General features: G+C 63.4%; 21 protein-coding genes. 19 read left to right on the forward strand and 2 right to left on the reverse strand.

Annotated features, from left to right (window positions below; all coding sequences use genetic code 11):
- The first annotated feature begins 2 nt into the window (after positions 1–2).
- The 18 genes from IT775_RS12365 (at position 3) to IT775_RS12450 (ending at position 12,274) form a co-directional block, all read left to right on the forward strand.
- Positions 3–1,064 carry a head maturation protease, ClpP-related gene (locus IT775_RS12365; RefSeq protein WP_212701422.1) on the forward strand — a complete coding sequence of 354 codons (1,062 nt, stop codon included), beginning with the start codon at positions 3–5 and terminating at the stop codon, positions 1,062–1,064.
- A gap of 3 nt (positions 1,065–1,067) precedes the next feature.
- On the forward strand, positions 1,068–1,451 hold the full coding sequence (locus IT775_RS12370) for a head decoration protein (protein WP_212701423.1): 384 nt from the start codon (positions 1,068–1,070) through the stop codon (positions 1,449–1,451).
- Between the two features lie 10 nt (positions 1,452–1,461).
- A complete protein-coding gene (locus IT775_RS12375) occupies positions 1,462–2,472 on the forward strand; it encodes a major capsid protein (RefSeq protein ID WP_212701424.1) in 1,011 nt (336 codons plus the stop codon).
- Positions 2,473–2,584: 112 nt separating this feature from the next.
- Positions 2,585–2,974, forward strand: coding sequence for a hypothetical protein (locus IT775_RS12380; RefSeq protein ID WP_212701425.1), 390 nt, complete (start codon positions 2,585–2,587; stop codon positions 2,972–2,974).
- Complete coding sequence (locus tag IT775_RS12385) at positions 2,974–3,345, forward strand: Hint domain-containing protein (RefSeq protein ID WP_212701426.1); 372 nt, start codon at positions 2,974–2,976, stop codon at positions 3,343–3,345. Before IT775_RS12380 ends, IT775_RS12385 begins: the two co-directional genes overlap by 1 nt.
- On the forward strand, positions 3,345–4,121 hold the full coding sequence (locus IT775_RS12390) for a hypothetical protein (protein WP_212701427.1): 777 nt from the start codon (positions 3,345–3,347) through the stop codon (positions 4,119–4,121). The genes IT775_RS12385 and IT775_RS12390 overlap by 1 nt, the downstream gene beginning before the upstream one ends.
- Positions 4,121–4,666 (forward strand): phage baseplate assembly protein V, encoded by a 546-nt coding sequence (locus tag IT775_RS12395; RefSeq protein ID WP_212701428.1) that lies wholly within the window; start codon positions 4,121–4,123, stop codon positions 4,664–4,666. Before IT775_RS12390 ends, IT775_RS12395 begins: the two co-directional genes overlap by 1 nt.
- A gap of 11 nt (positions 4,667–4,677) precedes the next feature.
- The gene (locus IT775_RS12400) at positions 4,678–4,908 is read left to right on the forward strand and encodes a hypothetical protein (protein WP_212701429.1); all 231 of its coding nucleotides are present in this window, start codon (positions 4,678–4,680) and stop codon (positions 4,906–4,908) included.
- Between the two features lie 6 nt (positions 4,909–4,914).
- Positions 4,915–5,304 carry a GPW/gp25 family protein gene (locus tag IT775_RS12405; RefSeq protein ID WP_212701430.1) on the forward strand — a complete coding sequence of 130 codons (390 nt, stop codon included), beginning with the start codon at positions 4,915–4,917 and terminating at the stop codon, positions 5,302–5,304.
- The gene (locus IT775_RS12410) at positions 5,301–6,257 is read left to right on the forward strand and encodes a baseplate assembly protein (RefSeq protein WP_212701431.1); all 957 of its coding nucleotides are present in this window, start codon (positions 5,301–5,303) and stop codon (positions 6,255–6,257) included. The genes IT775_RS12405 and IT775_RS12410 overlap by 4 nt, the downstream gene beginning before the upstream one ends.
- Entirely contained in the window at positions 6,250–8,118 is a 1,869-nt protein-coding gene (locus tag IT775_RS12415) for a phage tail protein I (protein WP_212701432.1), read from the forward strand. The genes IT775_RS12410 and IT775_RS12415 overlap by 8 nt, the downstream gene beginning before the upstream one ends.
- Entirely contained in the window at positions 8,118–8,624 is a 507-nt protein-coding gene (locus IT775_RS12420) for a phage tail-collar fiber domain-containing protein (protein WP_212701433.1), read from the forward strand. Before IT775_RS12415 ends, IT775_RS12420 begins: the two co-directional genes overlap by 1 nt.
- Before the next feature lie 11 nt (positions 8,625–8,635).
- Entirely contained in the window at positions 8,636–9,436 is an 801-nt protein-coding gene (locus IT775_RS12425; protein ID WP_212701434.1) for a hypothetical protein, read from the forward strand.
- An 11-nt stretch (positions 9,437–9,447) separates the two neighbouring features.
- Complete coding sequence (locus IT775_RS12430; protein WP_212701435.1) at positions 9,448–9,951, forward strand: hypothetical protein; 504 nt, start codon at positions 9,448–9,450, stop codon at positions 9,949–9,951.
- Positions 9,952–10,053: 102 nt separating this feature from the next.
- The gene (locus tag IT775_RS12435) at positions 10,054–11,232 is read left to right on the forward strand and encodes a phage tail sheath subtilisin-like domain-containing protein (RefSeq protein ID WP_212701436.1); all 1,179 of its coding nucleotides are present in this window, start codon (positions 10,054–10,056) and stop codon (positions 11,230–11,232) included.
- A gap of 73 nt (positions 11,233–11,305) precedes the next feature.
- The gene (locus IT775_RS12440) at positions 11,306–11,815 is read left to right on the forward strand and encodes a phage major tail tube protein (RefSeq protein ID WP_212701437.1); all 510 of its coding nucleotides are present in this window, start codon (positions 11,306–11,308) and stop codon (positions 11,813–11,815) included.
- 10 nt (positions 11,816–11,825) lie between these two features.
- Positions 11,826–12,125, forward strand: coding sequence for a phage tail assembly protein (locus tag IT775_RS12445; protein ID WP_212701438.1), 300 nt, complete (start codon positions 11,826–11,828; stop codon positions 12,123–12,125).
- Between the two features lie 8 nt (positions 12,126–12,133).
- A complete protein-coding gene (locus IT775_RS12450; RefSeq protein ID WP_212701439.1) occupies positions 12,134–12,274 on the forward strand; it encodes a hypothetical protein in 141 nt (46 codons plus the stop codon).
- A 2-nt stretch (positions 12,275–12,276) separates the two neighbouring features.
- On the opposite strand, the gene IT775_RS12455 is transcribed toward IT775_RS12450, so the two are convergent.
- Both IT775_RS12455 and IT775_RS12460 read right to left on the reverse strand, forming a co-directional pair.
- Complete coding sequence (locus IT775_RS12455; RefSeq protein ID WP_212701440.1) at positions 12,277–12,495, reverse strand: hypothetical protein; 219 nt, start codon at positions 12,493–12,495, stop codon at positions 12,277–12,279.
- A complete protein-coding gene (locus tag IT775_RS12460; RefSeq protein ID WP_212701441.1) occupies positions 12,477–12,902 on the reverse strand; it encodes a hypothetical protein in 426 nt (141 codons plus the stop codon). Before IT775_RS12460 ends, IT775_RS12455 begins: the two co-directional genes overlap by 19 nt.
- Positions 12,903–12,905: 3 nt before the next feature.
- Here IT775_RS12460 and IT775_RS12465 point away from each other — a divergent pair, with 3 nt between their 5' ends.
- Complete coding sequence (locus tag IT775_RS12465) at positions 12,906–15,491, forward strand: phage tail tape measure protein (RefSeq protein WP_212701442.1); 2,586 nt, start codon at positions 12,906–12,908, stop codon at positions 15,489–15,491.
- Positions 15,492–15,497 lie beyond the last annotated feature (6 nt).

Here is a 15,497-nt window from a genome sequence, read left to right on the forward strand (position 1 = left end):
ACATGACCATCTTGGTTGATGGCGAACTCGTGCTTTACGGGTTCGTCGGGGATGACTTTTGGGGTGACGGGTTCACCGCGGCCCAGGTCATCGATGCGCTGGCGATGCAGGGGCGCGATGCGGATGTGACCGTGCGCATCAACTCGGGCGGCGGTTACACGGACGACGGGATTGCCATCTACAACGCCCTGAAGGCGCATCGCGGCGACGTGTCCGTGGTGGTCGATGCCATCGCGGCATCCTCGGCCTCGGTCATCGCGATGGCGGGCGACAGCATCACCATGCGGGCAGGTAGCCTGATGATGATCCACGACCCGGCGCGGTTCACCTGGGGCAACGCGGGTGATCACGAAAAGTCCACGGAACAGCTGAACAAGCTGGCCGACCTGATGGCCGATATCTACGCGGAACAGACCGGCGAAGACGCCGGGGCGATCCGCGAGGACATGAAGGACGAGTTGTGGCTGACCGGCGAAGAGGCGGTCGATCGTGGTTTCGCGACCGATACCGAGGGCGGTCGCGCCAAGGCGGTCGCCGCCTTCGATTACCGGGTCTACGCCCAAGCCCCCAAGAAGCTCGTGGCGATGGCGAGGAAGGAAAAGTGGTCCTTCCAAGCCGCAACCAGAAAAGCGGCGTCCGCCGCACAATCCAAGGACCATGAAAAGGAGACACCGACCATGGCACCCAAACCTGAAGCGGCGGACAAAACACCCGCCAGTCCCGCACCTGCAAACGGCGTGGAAGGGGCCAGCGCTGCCGACGTGAAGGCCCGCATCAAGGCCATCACCGAAGACGATGCCGCCAAGGGGCATGAAGTGCTTGCAAAGCACCTGGCCTTCGACACCGACATGCCTGCCGAAGACGCGATCGCCGCCCTGAAGGCGGCGGCGGGTGATGCGCCCACGGCAGAGGCCGGGGATGCGCCGGATCCCGCGGGGTATCAGGCCAGTCGCAGCGCGGCTGCGGATCTCGCGCAGCCCGCGCCCGGCAATTCGGGAAAGCCCAAGGCAACCATCAACACCGGGGGCATCTACGCCCGCCGTCGTGCCGGAAAGGAGGCATAAGCCATGGAAAACGCAACCATGCAAACCCGCGCCCTGTCGTTTCTTCTGTCCGAGGCAAGCGGCCGGCGGTCGCGCGCCACCTGCACCATCCCGTCCGGCACCGGCAAGGTCGCGGCTGGCACCGTCCTGGGCGAGGTGACCGCGAATGCCGGTCAATTCGTGCCTTCGCCCGATTCCGTAACGGTGGGCATCGAGGGCGCGGAAACCGCCACGGCCATCCTGGCCTATGGCGTCGATGCGACCAGTGCCGATGTCGAGGTGACCATCATCGACCGCGATGCCGAGGCAAAGCAGTCGATGCTGTCTTTCGACGCCTCGGTGAATGACCAGACCAAAATCGATGCCAAGATCGCACAGCTGAACGCTGTCGGCATCCGCGCGCGCTAAGGAGGCAGCCATGGAACAATTCAACGACCCGCAGTTCAGCGTCATCGCCCTTACGGCCGCGCTGAACGACAAGCCGTTCGTGCCCGGCCAGATCGGCGATCTGGGCATCTTCGAAGAGGATGGCGTGAATGTCACGACCATCGAGGTCGAAGAAGAAAACGGTGCGCTGAACCTGATCGAGCCGACGCCGCGCGGCGGTCCCGGCGTGACCGTCGGTGACAGCGATCGCACCAAGATCCCGTTCGCCATGGATCATTTCGAGATCAACGATGCGATCCTTGCGGACGAAGTGCAGGGTGTGCGCCAGCTGGGCAGCGATGACATGCTGGAAACCATCCAGTCGCGCATCGACTCCAAGCAACTCCGCCATGCCCGCGCGATGGACAACACGCTGGAACACTACCGCATCGGGGCCATCAAGGGGCTGATCGTGTCGAAGTCCGGCAAGGTTCTTCACAACCTCTATGACCGGTTCGGTATCGCGGTCCCTGCGGCTGTGGCGCTTGGCATCGGGGCCGGTGACGTGGCCGGGCTGGACAAGTTGATCAAGGACAGCGTTGTCTACGCGATCGAAGATGCGCTGGACGAAGGGTATTCCGGTATTCATGCCATGTGTGGCCGTGACTTCCATTCCTATCTCTGGGGGCAGAAGGCAGTTCGCGAAACCTTCCTGAACCACAGTGGCGCGAGCGTTCTGCGCGAAGGAATTCCCGACAAGTTCGAGTTCGGTGGCGTGGTCTGGGAGCGTTATCGCACCGGCAAGAAGGCGACGGTGGCCAACGGCAATGCCGCATACATCGCCGATGACGAGGCCCGCGTGTTCCCGGTCGGGGTGCCGGAAATGTACCTGACCCGTTTCGGTCCGGCGGATTACGAAGACACCGTGAACACGATCGGCCTGCCGCGTTACGCCCGGCAATATGCCATGCCGAACGGCAAGGGCCGGCACCTGGATGCGCAGATGAACGTCATCAACCTGTGCACCCGCCCGGCGGCGCTGCGGCGTCTGACTGTGGCCTGAGACTTCATGTGACCAAGGCGGGGAATGGGCCCGGCGTTCAGCGCCGGGCCTTTGGCTGCATCCCCAAGCGCCCGCGCGGCGCTTCGGAATCCAGCCTGTGAAGGAGACAATCATGGCACAACCGAAGAAGAAGTGGGTGGCGTTTCGCACCAACGCGACCATCCCCGCCGAAGTGGTCGGCGAGAAGGAAGACAAGAAGGTGAATGCCGGGGAGCCGGTTTATCTTCCCGCAGCCTATGCGGATCACGTCGTTCATGATCGGTTTGCGGATCCTTGCGAGGCTCCGAAGAAAAAGGCCGCGACGAAGCAACCCGGTGGTGGCCAGAGCGATGCGGAAAAGGTCGCCGCGGAAGCTGCTGCCAAGCTGAAGGCGGCGCAGGAGCGTGTCGAACAGGCGAATGTGTTGCTGGCGGGTGCGGCTGGTACGGATGGCGAAGAGGATGCACGCGCTCAGCTGGCGGATGCTGAAGCCGAACTGGCCGCGCTGCAGCCCGCCACCTGATGGACCCGGCGCTGCGCGAGGACCTGAAGGCCGAAGTGGACGATGTGTGGTCCGAGACCGTCCGTCATCTTCCGCTGGCCGGGGGGCAGCAAGACCCGGGCCGCGCCGCATCTGAAATCGCCGCGGTACTGCGAACCGGCGATCGGGGCGCGGAGGGTATGAATTTCGGGCGCGGTGTTCGGGCCCGTGCCGGCGTCACGGCCGATGGTGGCTATCTGCGCATCGATCGCGCGACCTACCCGGATCTGGTGGTGCGCAAGGGCGACAAGGTGGTGGCGCTGGACCGCGAGGCCCAGCCGGTCTTCGAAGTTCAATCGGTCGATGACCGTTCGCATCTTCGTCTGATTTGCGAACTTGGGGATGCAAGCTGATGTCCATGACCATGATGGCGCTGCGGATCGCGGCGGTTCAGGCCTTGAAGGCGGGCGGTACGCTGGTCGGAGACAACGTGCTGGACAGCCAGATTTCGGCCATCGACCAGACGGCGGATGGCCGGCTGCGCAGTGACCAGCAGCGCCCATTCATCGCGGTCTATACGGATGCCGCCAAGTCACAGGACCTGGCACAGACCGGCCTGCGATCGAATGGGCGTGTGGATATCATGCTCAACAGCGGTGTGTCGCTGACCATGGCGCAGACCGACAAGGCCACGGGCGAGGCGAGTATTGTCGAGGGCTTCCCGGCGACGGATGCGCATTTTGAAGCCGTTCTGGATGTTCTGGATGTGCAGATTGGCCGTGTCCTGACCGACCCTGACAATGAATGGGCGCAGGTCTTCGGCGACTTCGTTCAACGATACGTGGCCAAGGAACACCTCAGATCCAGCAGCGCAGCCGAGAATGTGCGCCTTGCCGCTGGACAGACCAGGCTGACGGTAGAGGTTCTGGCGGATCCGCGTCTGGGCCAGCCGTTGGCGGAAGGCGGCGCCTGGATGCGCTTCATGGCGTTGATGGAGCAGTACGACGTGCCGCAGTTGGCGATGTTCCGGCAGCTTCTCGGCGCCGCCGAGGCCGGGAATTATGCCGAGTTCGAGCGCCTGACCGGCATGACGGTGAAGGATGCCGAAACGCTGCGGCTTTATACGTTTGGCGGGGTTCAGCGCGACGTTGTGGTGACCGGGGCCGCCAGCGATGCGGGGATTGGGTGATGTCATCCTTGGCGGAGATCATTGATGACCTGCGCCGCAGGCTGAGCGAGTTGGAACGACGTCAGAGGGCGCAATCGCGCACTGGCGTTGTGGCCGAGGTCGATCCTGCGCAGGGGCTTGCAAGGGTCAGGCTGCAGGATGGCGACAGGCCATTTGTGACCGGCTGGATCCCCTGGGCTGAACCCTCGGCAGGTGCGAACAAAACGCATAACCCGCCGTCGGTCGGGCAGCAGGTGCAGGTCACGTCGGAAAGTGGCGACCTGCACGACGCCGTCATCCAGGGAAGTCTGAATTCGGATGCAAACGGCCGGCCTTCCGTGGCCGGTGACGAACAGGTTCTGGCATCTGTTGGCGATGTCAGGATTTCGGTGAGCGGTGGCGGATCGAGCATCGCCCTGTCCGTTGGTGGAGTGGCGCTGACCATCACGGCGTCGGGCTTTGCCTTTGCCGGTGGCCAGGTCACGCATAACGGCACCGATATCGGGGACACGCACAAGCACGGCGGGGTTCTGGCCGGCGCCGACAATACAGGAACGCCAAACTGACGGAGTTGATCATGACTGAGAAAAAAAGTGCCGCGCCGCAGGACTATGAAGTGACGCAGGGCCGCGAAATCGCCGGGGCCTACAGGGAGGCGGGGGAAACCGTTTCCCTGACGCCTGCGCAGGCGAAGTACTACCTGCCGCCGTGTGGGAGCGGATTGAAGCCTGCCGGGGGTGCGCCGTCCGGGGATGCCAAGCCGGATGCCGAAAAGGCCGCGACCAAGGCCCGTAAATCGGACGCCTGATCTGACATGGATCTGAATCACGATACCGGTGGTGCGGTCGAAGGGTGGGCGCACGTGGTGCAAAGCATCCAGACCATCCTGGTCACGCGGTTGAATACCCGTGTTTTTCGGCGTGAATTCGGGTCGGAAGTTCCCGCGCTGGTGGACGCCCCGATGAACGACGCGAACGTGCTGGCGCTTTACGTGGCCGTGGCCGAGGCGCTGGAACGCTGGGAGCCGCGGTTCGAATTGACAGATGTCCAGGTTGAAGGCTCGGCCAGCGGAGCCATCACCATGACCCTGATCGGCAACCACCTGCCGAATGCCCACATGGGCGATATGACCAAGGTCGATAACGAAACACAAACCATCCGCGTTCTGCGCGACCGGGTGGACAACTGGAGCCTTGCCGCATGAGCCGCTTTGCCGCGCTTGACCTGTCCACGCTGCCGGATCCGACCGCGATCGGCGTGCTGGATTTCGACGCCATCCTGGAGGCCCGGCTGGTCGAACTGGAGGCGCAGCTTTCCGAAGTCTTCGACGCGGCGAAGGTGGCGGAGGTCATGGCGCTGGCCCGCAACATCGCCTCCAGCCCGATGCGCTATCTGAACGAGGCGGCGGCGGCGCGTGAACTCTATCTTGAAAACCGTATCAACGAGGCGGTGCGATCGGTGTTCCTGTCCACCGCGCGGGGCGATGACCTGGACCAGATCGGTGCTAATCGCGGCGTATTGCGCAAGGTGCTGGACAGCAGCGATCCTGCCAACCCGGTGCTGGAAAGCGACGAGGCGTTTCGCGCCCGCATCCAGCTGGTGATCGAAGCGTGGTCGCCGCATGGGCCCGAAGGGTCATATGTCTATTGGGCGCTTGATGCCGATGACAGGGTTGTGGACGTGGCGGTCTATGGGCCGAACCATGGGTTGGTTCCTGCCATTCCGCCCGCGGAGCCAAAGATGGTCATCCTGTCCAGCGAGGGCGACGGGACGGCGGACGCGGCCCTGCTTGATGCTGTGTTCCAGCACTGCACCGTCGACAAGCGCCGCCCGGTTGCGGACAAGCTGACCGTGGTATCGGCGCAGCCCGTTCCCTACGCGATCGAAGCGGTTTTGCGTGTCACCACGCCGGAAACCGCTTCCGTCGTTCAGGCGACGGCGCAGGCGGCGGCCGAAGCATTCGTGAACGGCCGGATTCGGATCGGGCGAAAGCTGTACCGGACATCGATCGCCGCTGCGCTGAGCGTGCAGGGCGTGGTGGATGTCGAGCTGACATCGCCCGCAGCGGACGTTGAGATCGGGCCGTTCGATGCATCCCACTGCACCGGCATCACGTTGACCGTGCAGTCGATTACCGGGGGCTGGCGCGATGTTTGATCTGAAGGGAACGCAGCTGCCGCCGACCGCCACGCCGCTGGCCAGGGCGCTGGATATCCTTGAAGAGAGGCTGTTCAGCCTGCCGGTCCAGATGATCACCAAAGACCCGGCATCGGTTGATGTCGGGCTGCTGGATCACCTGGCATGGGAACACTCGGTCGATGTCTGGGATCTGGACTGGCCGGAGGATGTGAAGCGGAGCGTCATCGCAGCCAGCGCCGAGGTTCACCGCCACAAGGGAACGCCCTACGCCATCCGGGCTGCGCTGGCGGCGTTCGATGTGGATTCCGAATTGCTGGAATGGTTCGAGCCGGAGGGCGTGGCGGATGGCATGGAGGCCGGGAGCTTCCGCGTCACGGCATATGCCGGCCGATCGCTTTATGGACCCACCGAAAACGCCATCGACAACAAGATGGTTTATGCGATGACCGCGGTGGTGCAGCGTGTCGCGCCGGTGTCGCGCAAGCTGATCTTCCGTCTGGGCGAACGGTTCGGAGTGGGCGGCAATCTGTGTGCCGGCATGCGATCGGCGCAGTTGCATCAGGCGGACCTTGATCCCGAACCGCGCCCGTTCTCGGTCCTGTCCGGGGTGTTTCCGAACGCTGCCGCCGTGCGGTCGCTGCGCAGCAGCGAGGTGCATTTCGTGCGCCGGAGTTCTGAACGCGATGTCGGGCTTTGGGGGCGCATCGGATACGGGCAGTCGACCATGGGGCCATCCGGCCAGGAGCCGGAGGCCGGCGCGATCATCGGTTCGCCCTTTCCCGACAAGTGCTTCCAGCCGAATGTCGCGAACGCTTACGGCACTGAAAAGACGGTTGGCGACGGGCTGGCGACGATCGATGCGGCCGACCTGACCGGAATCGCCGCGGCCGAGGATATCGGCTGGTGGGGCGAAAACTTTCCGATGACCCTGACGGGCTGGGCCCTGGAACACATCTGGCGGCACCTGGAGGCCGTGCCAACGCCCGGCCAGATCGGTGCGACCTGTTGGGAGGGCGGGGCCGGTATCTGGGCGTTTCCGCCGGGATCCAGCAACTTCGCCAATGTCGAGGTGTTCCTGAACCGATGGGATGCCCTGGCTGCGTCGGCAGGGGAAATGGCCGATGCGCCGATGCTGCACTGGACGCAGGGAGAAGGCGGCGGAGTAACCTATGAGGCCGATCTGCGCGCCCTGTTCGATGCGCTGGACGAGGCTTGGCACCGGTACAATTTTCCGGCGCCGGCGAAAATCGCGCTGCAGGTGAACCTTGGCGACAATGTCGATCGTGACCGGGAAAGCCGCCCTGCCATCGTGAAGCTGGCGAAGGAAGGGCGCTGTGTGCTGGCGGGCCCGATGTATATCGCGCCGCTGGCGGACAACATTCATCCCGGGCAGTTCGGTGATGTTCTGCTCGCCAGTATTTCGGCGCTGGCGGAATACCGTGTCAGGAAGGGGCTGGATACGGATCCTCTCTGGATCGTCGGTGGCGTGGTGGATGGTGACCGTGTGCGGATCAAGTATCACCTGCCAACGCATTGCGCGGGGCTGGAAATCAACACCGAGCACACGCCGGCCATTAAGGACGCGGGTTTCGTGTGCGAGGACGGCTTCGGTCCGCTGGACATAAGTCTCGTTTCGGTGACCGCGGCCGACGAAATCACTCTCGTGTTTTCCCGCGCGGTCAAGCTGCCGCTGCAGGTGAGTTACGCGGTCCTGACGATGGACGAAACCGCCAGCGGCTGGGCCAACGGGATCGGCAATGTGATCTGCGTTTCAAGCGTGCCGTCGCTGTTCGCGGGAAATACCTATTCGGGGCGCGTCGTGCCTGACTTCATCCTTCAACCCGCGATCGCGGAAACCGTGACCATAGGAGAAACCTGATGCCGCAAACACTTCTGACGGATGTGGCCGAAGCCAAGCTGGCGGCGGCCGCGGGAAGTGCAGCCGCCGTTTCCATCACGCATATCGCCCTCGGGGATGGTGGCGGCAGCAACTATGCGCCGACTTACGATCAAACGGGGCTGGTCAACGAGATCGTGCGCAAGCCGATCGAGGCGCACCACATGGTGGATCCGAACGCGTGGCGCGTGAAGGCCGAGTTCGGCCCGGAAACGCAGGCATTCGGTGTGCGCGAGATCGGGTTCTTCGATGAAGTCGGCGACCTTGTCTGCATCTGGGCGGGGCTGGATGTCGTGGCCCGCCAGACCGGGTCTGTCGCTTATCTGGTCGACCACGTTTTGAGCTTTTCGCGCGTAGAAGACGGGCTTGTCGTCGTCAATGCGCCGGATGACCTGTTGTTCGCACTGGCTGTCGGCCATGCGCGCAGCATGTTTCTGATCTTCAAGGAACAAATGCGGCAGGGTCTCGCTATCGAGGCGCTTCAGTAAAGGAGAAAGCAATGCCGACAAGTGCGGAACAAATCGATGAACTCATCGCTGCGGGGAATGACTGGCAGGCGCAGGCGCTCGCGCTTCTGACCGACCGCGTCGCCCACCAGCAAGCCTACGAGGCGCTGGCGAACAACCTGGTGGGGGTCGTGAAGTCACAGATGGAATTCACCGCGACGGTGGATCCGGACGAAGTGGCCCCGACGAATGTGGAAGGCGGCACGTTCACCGCGATCCATTCCGCGATCAACGCGGCGCCCGCCGCGAGCCTGGTCAAGCTGACGCTTCTGTCGGACAAGGTTTATGACCTTACCACCTGCACGATCTCCGGGCGCACCGTCGAGTTCACCAAGAGCGGCGCGGGGGCAAACCCGGTCATTAAGCCTCTGGCCAGTCTCTACCAGGTGACAAGCAACGTCCTGGCGGGGTTTCAGATCAAGACCGCCGGCGGCGTATATCTGAACGACGTCGACGTGGATTTCACCGCCGCCAAGGTGGATGCGGGGCTGCCGTGGAGCGCGGCGCTGCGCGGCCTGATCCGGTTCGACCGGGGAATTCGCGTCGATGTGAAGCTGCGCAACAGCTACGTGACGGCGGGGGCCGACGTGTCGGCGATCGCGGACTGTGCCTCGGCAAGCATTGTCAGGGCGTCGTTCCTCGATTCCACCTTCGACGGCGCCGTCTATGGCGTTCACAATCTCGGGGTCAGCGGTGGTGTCGCCATCGTCGCGAATTCCGGCGTGACCACGCTGAACGGCGGGGCGATCGTCAATAACGCGACCGGCCTTGGCACCAATCTTCTGATGAGCTGATGGAGTGGATCATGAACCTGACCATTGAACATGACGGGCGGCGCACCAGCGGCGTTGCCTTTGCCGACGCCGTGGGGCGTCACGGATACCCTCCGGCTGTCGCGGTGGCGGCGCTGAAGGCCGCGGCAAAGACGCGGATCACGGCCATGGCCGACATGCATCGCGCCGAACTGGAACCGGCATCGGCCGGCAAGCTTGCCGAATATCGCATCAAGGAAGAAATTTCCCGCGATCCGGCGGGCGCGAGCGCCGCGGAACTGACGATGGTTGATCGTGAAGCGGTGGCGCGGGGCCTCGATCGCGCCGCATTGCTGGCGGTGATTTCCGCCAAGGCATCCGCCTATCGTGAGGCCGCGCTGCTGGTCGGTGCGCTTGAGGCGGAAGCGAAGGCGGCGATCGACGCGCTGGCCGATGACGCGGCGGACATCGAGGACCAGGTGCAGGCCGTTCTGACCGGCGTGCAAGAGCAGGCGCAGGCGGACATTGCCGCGGCGCAGGCCGCCCTGGCGAACTGACGCATATCTGAGTGGCGCGCAAGCGCCTGAACCCACCCCGGCGGATGCCGGGTCATGCCCGGCAGATGCGTGCCGGGTTTTCTTTTGGCAAAGGAGAAAACAATGCCTTTTGCAAGTTTCCATCACGGCACGCGACTGGCGGAATCCACTGAAACCCCCGTTCTGGTGCAGGTGGCGCAAACCGCCGTCGTCGGCCTTCTGGGCACCGCGCCGGACGCGGACGCGGCCAAGTTCCCGCTGAACACACCGGTGCTGCTGAAGGGCACGCCTGTCGAGGCGGCCGACCTGGGCGCGACCGGCACCCTGAAGGACGCGGTGGATGACGTGTTTGACCAGATCGGCGCCTATACAATCGTCATTCGCGTCGACGAGGGCGCGGACACCGCCGCCACCATGACCAACCTGGTGGGCGATGCGACCCAGCTGACCGGGGTGCACGCGCTGAAGAAGGCCGAGGCGCAGCTTGGTATCAAGCCGCGGCTGATCGCCATTCCCGGTTTCACCAGCGGCGACGGCGTGACCGCGAACCCGGTGGTTTCCGAACTGGTGGGCGTTCTGGACGAACTGAAGGCCGTGGCCTTTGTCGACGGGCCCGACACCACCGATGCGGATGCCATCGCCTACCGCGCCCTGATCGGGTCGCAGCGGGTCTATGTCGTGGATCCGAAGGTGCAGGTCTGGGATACCGTCGGAAGCGCTTACGTGGCCCGCCCGGCATCGGCCCGTTTCGCCGGGGTGCAGGCCCGCGTCGATACCAATCTCGGTTTCTGGCATTCGCTGTCGAACAAGCCGATCAACGGCATCGGCGGCGCGTCCCGCACCATCACTTACGGATCGCAGGCGGATTACCTGAACGAAAACCACGTCGGCACCATCCTCAACATGGGGTCCGGGTTCATCACCTGGGGCAATCGCGCCGCGACCACGGATGACCTGTGGGCGTTCCTGTCGGTTCGTCGCACGGCGGACTTCATCAACGAAGCCATGGAAAAGGCGTATCTGGAATTCGTGGACAAGCCGTTTTCCGTGGCGAACCTGAAGTTCATGCTGGAAAGCGGCAACGCCGCGCTGCGGACCTTCAAGGCGTCCGGTGCGATCCTGGGTGGCCGTGTCTGGATCGATGAGACCCTGAACGATCCGACGCAGATGGCGGCGGGGAAAATCACCCTGTCGATGGACTTCGAGCCGCCCGCGCCGATGGAAGACATCCGGTTCATCGCGCACCGCAACATCCAGTATTACCTGGAGCTGACCAAGGAAGCGCTGAAGGCCGCGGCGTAAGCTGTCGGGCCTGACCTGCAACCCATCGGGGCCGCAATGCCTGCGGCCCCCTTATCTTTTCGGGAGATGAAACATGAAATCCACCCCTGCATACCTCGTGAAGGACTGCGCCCTTTGGTTCAACGAAGACGTGAAGGTCGGCCAGGCGTCCGGCATGACCATTCCGCCGTTCAAGGCCAAGACGGAAAAGTTCCGCAATTCCGGCATGGCGACCGATCGCGAGGCGCGTTACGGCTACGAACGCGAAAACGCGAAGTTCAAGGAACTGGCCTGCGATCCGCAGGTGATTTCCGCCATCAACACCATGCCGGGCACCGCCGACACGCTGATGATCACCGGGGCGCTGGTCGATGAAGACGGCGTGGTGACCAATGCGACCGCCTACCTGCGCGGTTTCCTGAAGGGGATCGACTTCGCCGAGTGGAAACCGGGCGAGAAGATCGAGCCCATCGACTGCGAATTCGCGTGGGAATACCTGAAAATGGAAATCGGCGGCGCGCCGATGATCGAAGCGGATGACTTCGATATCAGCATCGCCGGCGTCAGCCAGTATGGCGACATCCGCGCCGCGTTGCTGCTGTAAGGAGGGCATCATGGACTATCCGATTGAAGTGCAGCTGAAGCGGCCGGTCACTGTTGATGGCCAGACCCATGACAAGCTGGTTTTCGACGAGCCGGACCTCGGAACGAGTATCGCGGTCGAAGAGGGCAAGACGCCCGGCGAACAGACCGTCATCCTGCTGGCGGGAATGGCCGGCGTTGACCTGGACGTGATGAAGAAGGTGAAGGAAAGCGATTTCCGTGAAATCGGCAAGCGCGTTCTGGAACCCTATCAGGCCCATGTCGCTGCGCAGGCGGGTACCGAGGCGGGAAACGGGGAGCCGGCAAAGTAGCGAAGGATTTGCGCTTTGCCGCGGGATTCGTCGCCAAGGTCTTTGCCACGCCTCTGCCGCAGGTTCTCGCAATGAAGATCAGCGACTTCGATCGCTGGTACGAAACGGCCCGCGACGTGTGGGAGGCCACCCGGCCGAAATTCGAATGATGTCAGTCGTCGGATAGCGGTTTCTGGAAGGCATTCGCCTCGTCGCGGTGCAGGCGCCGGGTCGGCCCGCTTTGGTGCGTCATGGCACGATAGGCCAGCACCAGCAGCGCGGCGAAGGCCAGAGCTCCCCAGATGCCGCCGGCGAACATGCCGACAAGGATTGTCGCCGCGACAGCGGCGGCGATCATCACAACAGCAAATATCATCGCGAAGATTTCCATGCCTCCAACATAGGCATTTCAACCCTGAATTTCAATGAGAGTGGGCCATGGCGACCAAGCGCATCGAAACGCAGCTGACGATCAGGGCGGTCGACAAGTATTCCGGCATGCTGAAGAACATGCGGACCGTCACCGGGCGTTTCGCCGATGGCGTGCGCACGGAAATGGGCCGCCTGCAGCAGATGCGCGGGCCGCTGAAGCTGATCGAGGATTTCCGCAAGCAGCAGGACGTCGTGCGCAAGTCCGGCCAGGCGATGGAGGCCGCGCGGGAAAAGCAGCGCCGCCTGCTGGCGGAAATCAAGCGAACCCGCAATCCCACCGCGCAGATGCGTCGCGAATTCGACCGGGCGCGCAAAGCGGCGGACCGGCTGGAGAAGAAGCAGCGGCAGAACCGTCGGGCGCTCCACGGGTTGCAGGGGCAGCTGCGCCAGGCGGGTGTCAACACAGGCAACCTTGCCGGAGAACAGCGGCGCCTGGCCGGTGCGCTTGACGGTGCCAGCACCGCCTTCGGTCGCCAGATGGACCGGATGCGCCGCCTGGAAGTGATGCAGAAGCGCATTGCGGACGAGCGCGAACGCATGGACCGGTCGCTGGCGACGTCTGCAAACCTGAGCTTCGTCGGCGGGGCCTCGATGCAGACCGGCCGGCGTATCCTGACCGGGCTGTCAGGTCCGGTGAAGCAGGCCGTGGAGTTTGAAACGGCGATGTCGGACGTGCGAAAGGTGGTTGATTTCGAAAGCCCGGACGGGTTTCGTCAGATGTCGGATGACATCCTGACCCTGTCCACCCGCATCCCCATGGCGGCGGAGGGCCTGGCGCAGATCGTCGCGTCCGGCGGTCAGTCCGGTTTGGCGAATAACGAGCTTTTGCAGTTCGCGGAAATGGCCGCGAAGATCGGCGTGGCCTTCGACATTTCGGCGGAACAGTCCGGCGACTCGATGGCGAACATCAAGACGGCCCTGGGGCTGACGCTGGATGAGACCGGGCTGCTGTTCGATGCGATGAACCACCTGTCCAACAACATGGCATCGACGGCGCCGAAGGTTCTGAACTTCACCAACCGGGTGGCGGTCGACGGGGCGGTAAAAGGGTTTTCGCCGACTGAAACCATGGCCTTCGGGTCGGCCATGATCGCGGCGGGGGCGCAATCCGATGTCGCCGCGACCTCGTTTCGGAACATGGGCAAGGCGCTGGCCCGGGGCGACGGGGCGACCAAGCGTCAAAGCGCGGCGTTCAGGCAACTTGGTCTGGATGCCGGCGAGGTCGCGCGATCGATGCAGGAAGACGCCGTCGGCACCACCATTGACGTGATGCAGCGGATCAACGAATTGCCGAAGCACCTGCAGGCCTCAGTCACGTCGGACCTGTTCGGGGACGAGGCGCGGGCACTGGCGCCGCTGATCAACAATCTTGACCTGCTGCGCGAAGCGCTTGGTTTGGTCTCGGATGAGCGGAAATACCAGGGCAGCGCGGAAAAGGAATATGCCGCACGGGCTGAAACGACCGCGAATAACCTGCAACTGATGCGCAACCAGCTGGTCCGGCTCGGGGTCACGATCGGCTCGGTGGTGCTGCCGCCTTTGAACGATCTTCTGGAAATGTCGCAGGGCGTCGTCGATCGGATGGTGACGTGGGCCAAGGAACACCCGAAGCTGACCAAGTGGCTGGCGATCGGGGGCGCCGCGATCGGCGGCATGGCCGTGGCCGCCGGCGCGTTGCTGACCGCGGCGGCGGGTCTGATCGGAACCATGGCCGTGCTGCGCTTCGGCCTGGTCGGCCTCGGCGCACGGGCCATCTTCGCGCGAGGTGAGGTCGCATCTCTTGTGATGGGTATTGCTTATGCTGGCCGCAGTGGGTCTGGCCTGGCGAAGATCGGAACAAGCCTCTCGGCGTTCACCAGTGGGCGTGCCGGTGCAATTCGTTTGGTGGGTGCAGGTCTACGGGGAATTGCAGGTGTCACCGGGCTGCGCTTGGTCGCAACCGGCCTGACGGCGCTTGTCGGGGTTGTGGGCGCAATCAGCGCCCCGATCTGGGGCGGGATTGCGGTTGTCGTCGCTGCGGTTGGCGTAGCGTGGAAGTATTGGGATCGTATCTCATCAATTGCCCGCGGTGTTGCAAGCGCAATAGGTGAACGGCTTCGACCTGTCCTGGAGGGAATTAGGCCGGTTCTGGAGTTCTTGGCGCCAGCCGTAGATGGTGTGAAGACGGCCTTTTCGGGCGTCGGGTCTGTCATCGGTGACGTCGTGTCGGCTATCCGTAATTTCTTTTCTGGAGACCTGTTTTTTCGGGAAATTCTGACCGATGAAGAACAGGCGCGGCTGGAAACCAGCGCCGCCGAAATGACCGGCAAAATCATCGACGGAATTGCGTCCGGCATTTCCGGGATTTTTCAGGTCGGCCGTGACATCATCATCAGTCTTTGGGACGGCGTTCGTGCAGAATTCAATGAATTCATCGGATGGGTGAAGGATATTCCGGCCAGTATTGTGGAAGCGATTGGTTCTGTTGACCTTTCGAACATCATCGACTGGCCGGACCCGCCGGCGTGGTGGACGTATCTCTTCGGAGGAGAAGAGGGGGCGGTTCCTGCCGCTGGCGGCGTGTCCGCGGGGCAGGTTGGTTTGCAGCGGCGCGCTTCTGGTGGCCCCTTCGGCACCAAACCGTTGCTGGTAGGCGAGCGCGGACCTGAGCTGTATTTTCCGAACAGGGCGGGTTTCATCGCGAACCATCACCAACTGCAGCGCATGCATAGCGCTGCGCAGGTTGTGCGGGCGGCGAGTCTGTCCGTTTTGACGATATCGGCGCTCGCTGGTCCAACTGCGGTGCAGGCGGGCCAAAGTGGTAAGAAGGGCGGTGACGTTCGGGTGGAAATCAATGGTGGCATCAATATTCAAGTGCCCGCCGGGGTGACGGATCCGGAGGCGATCGCGGATCTTGTGTCTGACCGTATCGGGCAGCGCGTGGCGGCGACGATGTCGGCCAGCTTTTCTGACTAATGGGGG

This window comes from Thalassovita aquimarina (genome assembly GCF_018219815.1).
In the GTDB taxonomy this organism is placed as follows: Bacteria; Pseudomonadota; Alphaproteobacteria; order Rhodobacterales; family Rhodobacteraceae; genus Thalassobius; species Thalassobius aquimarinus.